The following is an 11,121-nucleotide window of genomic DNA, read 5'->3' on the forward strand; positions in this document are numbered from 1 at the left end:
TACAAGTTCATAGGAGGATGTTTTTTATGGAAAGTGTTATGAAAAAGCGTATTCGCCTACTCATTTCTTGTCATGATCAGCCAGGAATTGTTGCGGCGATTTCAACATTTTTAAACCATCACGGTGCCAACATTGTGCAATCCGATCAATATTCTACCGATCCTGAAGGCGGACGTTTTTTTATGAGGGTTGAATTTGATCAAAATAACGATTCGATTACATTTGAAGCGTTAAAAACAGCCTTTACGGATGTTGCTGCCGAATATAAAATGAACTGGCGCATGGAACAAGCATCAAGAAAAAAACGTATGGCGATCTTCGTCTCAAAAGAAGACCACTGCTTACTTGAGCTATTATGGAAATGGCACTCAAATGAGCTCATCTGTGACATTCCACTCGTCATTAGCAACCACGATGAATTACGAGATGTTGTTGAAGGTTATGGAATCCCTTATTATCATATTCCGGTTTCGAAGGAAAGAAAAGCAGAAGCCGAACAAAAACAAATTGAGCTTCTTCATCAATATAATATTGATGTCATCGTTTTGGCGCGCTATATGCAAATCATTTCATCGCATTTTGTCGATACGTTTAAAGATAAAATCATTAATATTCACCATTCATTCTTGCCCGCTTTTATCGGAGCCAATCCATATGCAAAGGCGTTTGAGCGGGGCGTAAAGCTAATAGGAGCCACAGCTCACTTTGTGACAGATGATTTGGACGAGGGGCCAATTATTGAGCAGGATGTTCTTCGTGTCAATCATCGTTACTCCGTTCCTCAATTAAGAGTGGCTGGTCGTAACGTTGAACGTGTGGTGCTGGCCCGTGCGGTCAATTGGTACCTCGAAGATAAAATTATCGTTTACAGCAACAAAACAGTTGTGTTTTCGTGATTAGTCGAGCCTGCCTTTTGCATGCAAAAGGCGGGCTTTTGTCATGGAAGTGGACATCCCTTCTCCGTTACAGAGGTAAAAAAAACGATCCTGCGTTATCCACGGATCGTTTTTTCAGCAAATACACGTAATTCATCATTTATCCAATCAAATTCTTCAATCGACATAGGTGGCTCCAAATAAATGATTTGCGCCCCATCTTCGACTTCTGGTAACGCCCTTTCTCCGTGCTTTCGGACCCAACCACCAAGTGCTTCCGTCAGTCCTTTTTTCGCTTCACGGATCGTGGAACCATAGCTAAGACAGCCCTCAAGTTCTTCTAGCTCGATCGTATACCCTTGGCTACCAGACCAATCAAAAGGGCGGGAAATTCTCCATGAAAACGCATCAGGTCCTAATCCACCCAAAGGTGTTAAACGAGTGTCGGCCATTCATATCCCCTCAGTTGTTCTCTCATTGTTTTTCTACTATACAGCCTTACCCATTATACTGATTTTCCTGTGCTATTTCAATGGCTCCTCATCGATAAGAATCTCTTCATCTGGCTCTCTAGGAATCGCAACCGTCTGGCAGTGAGCCAGTAGAGCTTCTGCCGCCATGACTTGATTTTTTTTCAATGGGGACGAATGACGCTTTAGCTTCTCCATCCATGAGGCAATCCGGCGTTTATCGATATACTCAACCGAATGGCCTTGGGCTTGAAGGTCAAAAAATCCATCAGTAGCCAGTACGACCTTTTTGACCGGTAGAGTGCTCCCCGCTTTTTTTAGTATGGGACCAACCAAACTAGTCGTTCGATTCAAGGTGATGAGAGGACTTAGTCTTTTTTTCTGCTTTTTCTCGATATACTCGAGCCAAAAGCGTTCAGAGCTTACGGAAAATACGCTATTTTTCGTCCCTTCTAGCAACGTAATACAATATACTTCAGTCGGACTTAACAGTACGATATCAAGTTGGATCGGCGCATTTTTAATAAAAAAAACAGGCTTGTACATGAGGAGATAATTGTCCGGAATTTGCGTTACGAACGTTCGTAGCCATTCGTCCCATTTGTATTTTGGATGCATGCGTGATTCTTCAAGTAAAGAGGTGCTAGCCCAGCGCAATTGGGAATGAAATGTTTCCTCCAAAAATTGCTGCTTCAATGCTTCGAGAGTAGCTGGAAATGAAGGGAGTTGCTTCTCTTCTTCATCCAAGTCCTCCTCAAGCAGTTCCGCCTCTTTCGTATACATTTTTCGCTTCATTTTTTGAAACAGTTGGACAAACTTATTCGGTTCCGTTGCGAACCAGTCAGTATCCTCGTCATCTAGCTCGTCGTTCGGTTCACTTTCTACGAGCTGACGCTGTCTCCACTCATTTTCTAGGTAGTACCATTTTTCGCGCTTTAACCGGGTAAACTGACTCGTATATCGCTTCAAATCATACTCATACCGAGATGCGTATTCATCTAGTTTGATAAGCTGAGCCACCAGCCCACCTCCACTCTGGTTACGAATTTTTTAGTTTGCTAGCAGTATTTGAAGTAACGGTAGTAAGCCTGCTACTAGCATGGCACTTATACTCATCGCCAACGTGCTAGCGGCTCCTTCTTGAGGGTGATCTTCCATTGCTTTCGCTGTGCCAATGGCATGTGAGGCTGTGCCAATGGACACCCCTTTTGCTATATGATGATGAATTCCACTGATCTTTGAGAGAACGGTACATAAAACCGCACCACCAATCCCTGCTACCATTACAAATAGGGCAGCAATTGGCGGAATGCCACCTAAGGATTGAGCCACTTCCATTGCAACAGGAGTCGTAATCGACTTTGGGGCAACGGAAGCAATCAGTTGCTCGTCAAAGCCAAGCAGTTTGGCCATTAGAACCCCCGAGCCAACGCCAACGATAGCACCGATGAAAATCCCAATCGTAATCGGGACAAAATACGATTTTAAGCGTTTGAACTGTTTGTATAACGGGAAAGCTAAAGCAACGACAGCTGGACCTAGTAAATGTTCAATCCATTTCGCACTACTGTAATACGTTTTATACGAAATATCGGTCAAAAGTAATAACGCAATGATGCATCCCGTCGCTACTAATATCGGCAATGTCAACGGGTTGTTTACTTTTTTGTGTAACTTCACGGTAAGAAAATAAATAATCACGGTAACAATGATTCCAAAACTAGAGGTGATCATGTTTATCGATCCCCTTTGTCTTCCATACAATGAGCCATTGTGTTATCCAACCGGATATGATAAAAACAAGAATCGTGCTCACAAATGCGATGATAAGTAGCCAAAATCCGCTTCCATGGAACATGTGCCAGTATTCCATAATCCCTACCGTTACTGGAAGAAACAGCATCGGCATCAAGAGCAACAGTTGCATGCTCCCTTGCTCGATCCACTTTGGAGAAATCGCCTTAATGGCTAAGGCGATAAGAAGTAAAACCATCCCGATTATGCTCCCTGGAACGATCAGTTCAAAGGATTTCTGAATCCATGAGCCAACAAGATAAAAGCCATAAAGTATTCCTACTTGAAGTAGGATGTGTACCACCCTCATCTGCTCATTGCCCCCTTAATGGAAAGCTCTCGATGATTTCATACGAAGGGGTTTTTCCTATGTGGGAGCGATAGAGGTGAAAAGATGTCACATGAAGCAGACGAGCAGGTGGTTGAGACACCTCGCTTGCTACTTCTTTAAAGCTTCCCTTACCTATCCACTTTTTCGCCAGCGTTACATGGGGGCGATATGGGCGCCGCTCTACCGAAATTTCTTCCTGCTGACAGCACGTTTTGACCGCCTGCTGGAAGGCAGACAGCTCAGCCGAATCACGCACCCCCGCCCAAAAAATTCTAGGTCTCTCCTCTTGACCAAACGTCGAAAGACCTTCGAGCTGAATCGGGAACGAAGTAATATGTTCACCAAGCTTTTGGCAAGCAGTGACAAGGCGTTCGAGACGATCATGAGGCTGAGCGCCAAGAAACACGAGTGTAATATGGTAATCTTCAAGGTGAGTCCACTTTTTAAACGGAAGGCTTTGCTTGTGCCTCTGTACAAACGTATCCAATTGTTTCTTTATTTCGTCTGGCAATGAAATCGCTAGAAAATAGTGCGTGTGAGTCATAACATCACCTGTTGTCTACTTAAGATTCATGACTTATTATACCACTTTCCCATCAAAAAAGGGGGCGTTTTGTTTCAACTATTCCTATCCAATCAGTGGGAATAACCGATTCGTCTATGATACACTTAGGAAAGAAAAAGGTGTAAGAAGGAAGGGACACAACATGAAGATCGTAAATAATATTGCCGAGCTCATCGGTGACACACCTTTGGTTCGGCTTAATCGCTTGCCGAACCCAAAGGGAGCTGCCGTTTATTTGAAAATGGAGATGTTTAACCCAAGTGGGAGCGTAAAAGATCGAGCAGCCTATCAAATGATTGTCCAAGCGGAAAAGGACGGCTATCTTAAGCCAGGTTCCACGATCATTGAACCAACAAGTGGAAACACAGGCATTGGTCTTGCAATGAATGCTGCGGCGAGAGGCTATCGGGCCATTCTTACCATGCCTGATACAATGTCAGAGGAGCGAATCAACCTATTAAAGGCCTACGGGGCAGAGGTTGTACTGACCGAAGGAGAAAAGAAAATGCCGGGGGCTATCGAAAAAGCCCATGAATTAGTAAGAGAAATCCCGAATAGTTTTATGCCGATGCAATTTGAGAATTCGGCAAACCCTGATGCTCACCGTTTCACGACCGCTGTGGAAATCAAGAAAGCCCTTGATTCCATCGGTAAAAAGTTAAGCGCCTTTGTTGCTGCCTCTGGTACGGGTGGTACGATTACGGGAACAGGAGAAGAGTTGAAAAAGTTTTATCCAAACGTAGAGATCCATGTCGTTGAGCCGTTCGGATCCCCCGTTCTCTCAGGAGGAAAGCCAGGTCCACATAAACTAGTTGGGACCAGCCCCGGCTTTGTACCTCCGATTTTAAACCAAGACGTTTATGATGTGATTGATAAAATCAAGGATGAAGATGCATATGAAGCTGCGCGAAATCTTGCTCGCCTGGAAGGAATCTTAGTCGGTCCTTCATCAGGTGCGGCTTGCTATGCGGCGATGAAGGTGGCCGCGCGCTTAGCTCCAGATGAAGTCGTTGTCTGTATCGCGTGTGATACTGGGGAACGTTATTTATCTACCGACCTGTTTGATTTTGAAAGTCAATAAAGACAGGAGATATAGGCACAGTTGCCCTTGTCTCCTCGATTCGCTCGCCAGTTGGCGAGTTTTTATTTTGTATAACCGGTCCTTAGACTTTCACTTTAAGACGGCGACTTTGTGGGGAACTGCGAACCAAAGCCATTACGCCCTCGGGTACGTCTATGTGACCTACAGCGTGCCCGCTTAGGCTAACTTCCTGTGACGATGAAAGAAGAAAATCCCCGTTGAATGAAGTTTCACATTATTGACTTGCCAATTCATAGATCGCTTCAGCATATAAAGCCGTCGCCCGTAGCAATTGATCGATGCTGATTGATTCATCTTTTTGATGGGCCGTATCTTCCTCGCCTGGAAATAGTGGTCCAAATGCGACACCCGTTTTTAATGCGCGCGCATACGTCCCGCCTCCAATGGCCAATAATGTCGCTTCTTCTCCCGTTTGTCGCTTATAGACAGTCTGCAATGTTCGAATCAATGGGTGATCCTTCTCCACATAGCTAGGCTTCAGATGGTTCATGATCCTATGATTATGCGCTTGTAATCCAGCCAAAAAAGTCTCGACATCCACTGTTACCGGATAGCGTATGTTCACGCCGATCGTCCCTGTTTCCCCATATGTATAGGCGAATCTACCCGCGTTTATCGTGAGCGGGCCGGAAACGTCATCAGAACAAGCGATGGACAGGCCGGCGCCGTTCGTCTCCCTTAGATGTTCGCTAATAAACTGAATAAACGGATCGGATAATCCATCCACGTGATGAAGAAATTGGGCGAGCTTTACGGCTGCGTTAATCCCTTTCTCAGGTGTGGAGCCATGAGCTGACTTTCCTTCTAAAGTTAGCATAAGCAATCCATTCTCAGCTTTCGCCTTTCCCTCTAATTGATGTTCCTCTATAAAATGATCGAAGCTCGCCTTGATCGCTTCTGTCGATTCATGTGAGCAGATGAGCGAAGCAATCGCTCGATCCGGTACCATATTTAGCCGCTCTCCTGCATAAAATGTTTGCAAGCGAACCGGATGCTCACTCGTATCATGGAAGGGGATCGAGACTTCGACATCGAGAACCCCTTTTTCTGCAACGATAATCGGAAAATCAGCATCTGGGACAATCCCTACTGTTGGCATTTCTTCATGACGAAAATAAAAATCGACACACTCCCAATTCCGTTCTTCGTCAGTGCCGATGATTAAACGAACACGGCGCTTGATCGATAAATTCAGCTCATGGATGATCCGCATCGCAAAAAAAGCGGCAATCGTCGGACCTTTATCGTCAAGAGCGCCTCTTGCCACGATTCGATCATTTTGAATCTCCGCCGCAAAAGGAGGTGACGACCACCCTTCTCCCGGAGGAACGACGTCAATGTGACAAAGAATCCCAACCGATTCTTCACCTTGTCCCATTTCGATGTAACCTGCATAGCCTTCAAGATTTTTCACAGAAAAGTTTGCCTTTTTACCTAAGTTTAATAAATGTAACAAAGCTGCCTCAATTTTTGTCCCAAATGGAGCTCCAGCTTTTCTCGTTTTTTCGTCATAAACGCTGTCATATTGCAAAAATTCGCGCAGTTCATAAACAATCTCATCACGCCTATTTTTCACTTCTTTCAGCCAATTAATTTCCATTTTATCACTCATTTCTCTTTCTTTTCTCTTGACAAAACGTTTCGATGCTTTGCGTATTTCTTTGAATTATTGTACAATGGTACTACATAGGGTTTTAATGAAGTATGCCGATGTAGACAAAACCACATGGACACATTGAATATCCGCTATACACTCTTATGTTCACACAACAGTTGCCTAGGTTATTCATTTCAATGACCGCCATGGCATCTCTAAACCCTACATATGGTATGTCATTGTCATTCGACAATGAATGAACCATAGGACATTCACATATGTATAAGGAGTGGTTTTTTGAAAGCTTCAACTGATCGTATGTTGACTCGGATCAAGTCCATCTATTTGTACATTCACCAAAGGGGGACCGTCACGACGAATGAATTAGTTGAAGAATTTGGCATCACCCAACGAACGATTCAGCGAGACTTAAATGTACTAGAGTATAATGACTTGGTGGAAAGTCCTTCTCGAGGAAAGTGGACAACAACGAATAAAAAAATCAGAGTTTCTTAAATGATAAACGAACGTTTTCAAAAGACGGAGCCATGAGGCATCGTCTTTTTATTGGTTTTTGAAAACGCTTAATATCGATACCCCACTCCTCCTTTATTCATTTTTCTCCAACAAGAGAGCAATCTCCTCCTTTGTCAATTCACGGTACTCGCCTCGGGCAAGCTCAGGATCTAAAAGGAGGTTTCCGATCTTTATCCGTTCCAACTCGAGTACCCGCTTGCCGACGGCTTGAAACATCCGCTTCACTTGGTGAAACTTCCCTTCCGTCAGAATGAGTTCAATGTGAGACCGAGCCCCAGCCTCTAAAATGTGAAGGGTCGCCGGTTTTGTCACATAGCCATCGCCTAACACTACCCCGTGCGAAAAAGCCCCCACATCTTCCTCTGTCACGTGTCCCTCCACAAGCGCTCGATACGTTTTCGGCACATGGTGCTTTGGTGACATGAGCCAGTGGTTGAATTTCCCGTCATTTGTAATGAGTAGCAACCCGACCGTATCTTTATCTAATCGGCCAACTGGAGATGGTTCATAATGACGCTCTTCTTCTCCTAGCAAGTCAATGACGGTTTCGTGTTCCAGATCTTCCGTCGCACATATGACCCCTTTAGGCTTGTTCATCATTAAGTATACATACGGTTTGTACTCTACTTCCTCTCCATATACGGTAATGCTCTCGGATTCTGGTTCCACATGGGTGGAAGGGTCTTTAATCGGCTGTCCTTGCACGCGCACAGCCCCTGTTTTCAACAGCTTTTTTACGTCTTTTCTTGAGCCGAACCCCATATTCGCTAGTAACTTATCGATTCTCATCGTCTGACTCCTTTTGTTTCATCGTGCTCTTAGCAAAATCTCCCAAATCATCGTTTACATACGCTTTAATGACTCCACGGACCGTTTGCTCTAAAATATGGTCATGCCAATCCGCCGGAATTTGTTGCTTCTGCAATTGTTGCCGAAAAGAAGCAATCCAGACCAACGTCTCCTTCGTGGCAAGAGTATTGACGCGAAGGACGTCCTTTTCATCCCCTACTGTGATCGTGACTTTTTCATTAAACCAGAGCTTGAGCGTTGGCTCCTCTTTCTCAACAACGATCAAGGCATGTTCATCCTCAATCATTTGCCGTGCATGACCAACGACCTTACATAGAATGATCGTTCCTGTCGGTATGATAGAGCGAGCCTCCTTTTTCAAAAGCGCGGTCGCTAAACAATAAAAGCGTGTGTTGGACGAAAAACAGCCTCCATATTGAGCAAAAAACGCTTCATATGCTCCCTTCGGCAAACAGACAAATACATCTGTTGCTTGTGGGAAAGCTTCTGGCGTCACCGTATGTATCCATGAATACCGATCGACCAATTCCTTTGCAGTTTGGTCGTTTCGACTATATAGTCCAACTGTTCTCACTTCCCGTGGCTTTAAAAAAGAAACAAGAGCGGCCGTCAGCCGCCCTGATCCAAGAAAGAGAATCATAGGCTCTCCTCCAGTTATGCTTGTTGCTCTGCCTGAAACATGTAATTTTTCGTTCTCATCCCTACATTTAATACAATTCCGATTGCAATCATGTTCGTGACCAATGCCGTTCCTCCGTAACTAATAAACGGCAATGCTAATCCGGTGACCGGAAACAATCCGACGGTCATCCCAATGTTTTGAACCACTTGGAACACTAACAAGCCGATAATCCCTGATACTAAATAAGTACCAAACAAGTTGTTGCACGTTAAAGCAATAATGACCATTCGGTAAAACATGAGGAAAAAGACGACGAGTAAGACCGTTGCACCGATAAACCCGAACTCCTCTCCGATGACCGCAAAAATAAAGTCAGTGTGCAATTCTGGAATGGCTGCGCTTTGCGCTTGAACACTATTCATAAAGCCTGAACCGAACAGCTGCCCCGCTCCGATACCGAGAATCGCTTGAGTCGTTTGATAGGCAAAGGACCCCGCGTATTCGTCCGGGTTGAGCCAGCCATAAATCCGATCCAACTGATGGGCTTTTATAAGGTTCGATGAGAAAAACTCGTAATGGAAATTGTGTAAATAGACAAGCGTCACAATTCCTCCAACAACGGCTAATAAGCATAAAAAGATTAGCCGCCATGAAATACCAGCAACGAGAATCATCGTTGCGATGACGCTGCCGATGACTAAGGCTGTTCCTAAATCGGGCTGCTTTAAAATCAAAAGAAACGGCGGCATGCCGACAGCTAGGATTTTCCCGAGTAACACTAAGTCACCTTTTAGACTTTTATCTGTTCGATTGGTCGTCAGTAGATAGAGCATATGGGCTAAGGCGATAATTAAAAAAAACTTCATAAACTCCGATGGCTGAAATTCTGGACCAAAACCGAAGAAATTCATCCAACGCTGTGAGCCATTTCGCACAACCCCGTTTAGTTCCACATAAATGAGCATTAGTAAACCAATCACATAAAAAGGAATCGAAAAGTTTTTTAACAATTCATAGTCAAACGACATAATCCCGATCATGACGATAAATCCGACTACGTAAAAGATCACTTGGCGTTTTAAAAAGAAGTCTCGACCCGTCTCTTCGTAATCGACATATTGCTCTGTCGTCCCGCTATATATCGCTAAAAAGCTAATACACATCAACAAAAAGACTAAAAAGATTAGCGTATAGTCAATTTGCTGAAATGGTGTCTTCTGTTGGTTCATTGGACCTGTTCCTTTCAAACGTAAACTAAACGCACTTCATTATTATAGCAGAAACATCCTAGCACAAATATGGGAAAGTAAGGGATCTAGTAACTGCAGCCCCTTTTATAGACAGGGAAGGAGTCCTCCAACTATACCCGTGAATGGTAACTCTATTTTACCGCACTTTCCGCGGTGTTTCATCTGTTTTCCTTGATGGAATGTGACTTGTTTTTGAAAGCGAGACGCTCATATCACGGTTAAAACTTGTTACAGAGGGTAAAGTGTATAAAAGTGTAAAAGAGCATTCCCTGTCGGTGAATGTGGTATTATCCCCTACAGGTAGACATCAAAAAAAGAGAACATGATATGATGTTCTTAAATAGTCTATCTGCGAGGGGATTTTTCTATGGCAAAAAAAGGACAAACCTATACTACATATACAGAAGAATTAAAACGAGAAGTAGTTCGTTTAAAGTTAGAGGAGGGCTGGTCCTATCGTCGCCTTCGTGAGCGATTCGGGATTAAGAGTGATGCTCAAATTGCTGAATGGGTAAAGAAAGTTCAAAATGAGATATCATTTGATGACCAACGTGGTAAGTGGCATAAGAAGCATTTTAACAGTCTAGAAGAAGAGAATGCTTATTTGAAGGCGCAGGTAGATTACCTAAAAAAGCGCAATCCAAATCTACACGGGAAGGAGTGGTCTTAAAAGCACAAAGGTTTCAAATGATTGATAAATTAAGGAGAAAGCACCCACTTATGTGGCTTCTTAAGATTGGTGAAGTTTCAAAAGCTGGATACTACAAATGGCGGAATAGTCGTTCTAAACAAGCGATTCGCATGGAAGAGGATATTCTGTTAAAGGAACATATCTTAGCTCTTCACAAACGACATCCATACTTTGGGTATAAACGAATGACGAGGGCTTTATCCAGAGAAGGAATGGTTATAAATCATAAACGTGTGCGGCGTTTAATGAGGGAATTAGGAATAAAATCAGTCATACGTAAGAAAAGACCTTTCTACGGGCGTAGAGGTTCTATTGTATTTCCTAACGTACTGAACAGAGAATTTTATTCAGAAAAGCAGTATGAAAAGCTAGTAACCGATATTACATATGTACGAATCGGAGACAAATTTGTGTATTTATCAGCCGTTTTAGATTTATATAATAATGAAATTGTTGCTTGGCAATTATCTGAAAGAA

General features: G+C 43.6%; 12 protein-coding genes and 1 pseudogene. 4 read left to right on the forward strand and 9 right to left on the reverse strand.

All coding sequences use genetic code 11. The features are described 5' to 3' along the window. Positions 1 to 17: 17 nt before the first annotated feature. Entirely contained in the window at positions 18 to 896 is an 879-nt protein-coding gene (gene purU, locus E2L07_RS10415; RefSeq protein ID WP_041820819.1) for a formyltetrahydrofolate deformylase, read from the forward strand. 95 nt (positions 897 to 991) lie between these two features. Here the strand turns inward: purU and E2L07_RS10420 are convergent, their stop codons facing one another. From E2L07_RS10420 to thpR, 5 genes are all read right to left on the reverse strand, one after another. Next, the gene (locus tag E2L07_RS10420) at positions 992 to 1,327 is read right to left on the reverse strand and encodes a type II toxin-antitoxin system HicB family antitoxin (protein WP_010899407.1); all 336 of its coding nucleotides are present in this window, start codon (positions 1,325 to 1,327) and stop codon (positions 992 to 994) included. Positions 1,328 to 1,399: 72 nt separating this feature from the next. After that, the gene (locus tag E2L07_RS10425) at positions 1,400 to 2,365 is read right to left on the reverse strand and encodes a nuclease-related domain-containing protein (RefSeq protein ID WP_134229531.1); all 966 of its coding nucleotides are present in this window, start codon (positions 2,363 to 2,365) and stop codon (positions 1,400 to 1,402) included. 30 nt (positions 2,366 to 2,395) lie between these two features. After that, positions 2,396 to 3,079: an LrgB family protein gene (locus E2L07_RS10430; RefSeq protein WP_053430479.1), complete on the reverse strand. Its 684-nt coding sequence runs from the start codon at positions 3,077 to 3,079 to the stop codon at positions 2,396 to 2,398. Then, complete coding sequence (locus tag E2L07_RS10435) at positions 3,066 to 3,449, reverse strand: CidA/LrgA family protein (protein ID WP_134229532.1); 384 nt, start codon at positions 3,447 to 3,449, stop codon at positions 3,066 to 3,068. Before E2L07_RS10435 ends, E2L07_RS10430 begins: the two co-directional genes overlap by 14 nt. A 4-nt stretch (positions 3,450 to 3,453) precedes the next feature. Beyond that, entirely contained in the window at positions 3,454 to 4,014 is a 561-nt protein-coding gene (gene thpR, locus E2L07_RS10440) for an RNA 2',3'-cyclic phosphodiesterase (RefSeq protein ID WP_134229533.1), read from the reverse strand. A gap of 163 nt (positions 4,015 to 4,177) precedes the next feature. On the opposite strand from thpR, the gene cysK reads away from it, so the two are divergent. After that, positions 4,178 to 5,116, forward strand: coding sequence for a cysteine synthase A (gene cysK / locus E2L07_RS10445; protein WP_134229534.1), 939 nt, complete (start codon positions 4,178 to 4,180; stop codon positions 5,114 to 5,116). Between the two features lie 235 nt (positions 5,117 to 5,351). Here cysK and pepV read toward each other — a convergent pair whose 3' ends face one another. Then, positions 5,352 to 6,749 (reverse strand): dipeptidase PepV, encoded by a 1,398-nt coding sequence (pepV, locus tag E2L07_RS10450; protein WP_134229535.1) that lies wholly within the window; start codon positions 6,747 to 6,749, stop codon positions 5,352 to 5,354. A 282-nt stretch (positions 6,750 to 7,031) separates the two neighbouring features. On the opposite strand from pepV, the gene E2L07_RS10455 reads away from it, so the two are divergent. Next, positions 7,032 to 7,250 (forward strand): DeoR family transcriptional regulator, encoded by a 219-nt coding sequence (locus E2L07_RS10455; RefSeq protein WP_041820822.1) that lies wholly within the window; start codon positions 7,032 to 7,034, stop codon positions 7,248 to 7,250. A gap of 93 nt (positions 7,251 to 7,343) precedes the next feature. Here the strand turns inward: E2L07_RS10455 and E2L07_RS10460 are convergent, their stop codons facing one another. Genes E2L07_RS10460 through rodA form a run of 3 tightly spaced genes read right to left on the reverse strand, consistent with a single transcriptional unit; the run spans position 7,344 to position 9,932 of the window. Continuing rightward, entirely contained in the window at positions 7,344 to 8,060 is a 717-nt protein-coding gene (locus E2L07_RS10460; protein ID WP_134229536.1) for a pseudouridine synthase, read from the reverse strand. Next, complete coding sequence (locus tag E2L07_RS10465; protein ID WP_134229537.1) at positions 8,047 to 8,721, reverse strand: hypothetical protein; 675 nt, start codon at positions 8,719 to 8,721, stop codon at positions 8,047 to 8,049. The genes E2L07_RS10460 and E2L07_RS10465 overlap by 14 nt, the downstream gene beginning before the upstream one ends. 14 nt (positions 8,722 to 8,735) lie before the next feature. Beyond that, positions 8,736 to 9,932: a rod shape-determining protein RodA gene (rodA, locus tag E2L07_RS10470; RefSeq protein ID WP_134229538.1), complete on the reverse strand. Its 1,197-nt coding sequence runs from the start codon at positions 9,930 to 9,932 to the stop codon at positions 8,736 to 8,738. Positions 9,933 to 10,320: 388 nt separating this feature from the next. Here rodA and E2L07_RS10475 point away from each other — a divergent pair. Beyond that, a pseudogene (locus E2L07_RS10475) lies at positions 10,321 to 11,121 on the forward strand (IS3 family transposase); the annotation flags it as partial.

The sequence above is a fragment of the Halalkalibacterium halodurans genome, from assembly GCF_004376175.1.
Lineage (GTDB): Bacteria > Bacillota > Bacilli > Bacillales > Bacillaceae_D > Halalkalibacterium > Halalkalibacterium halodurans.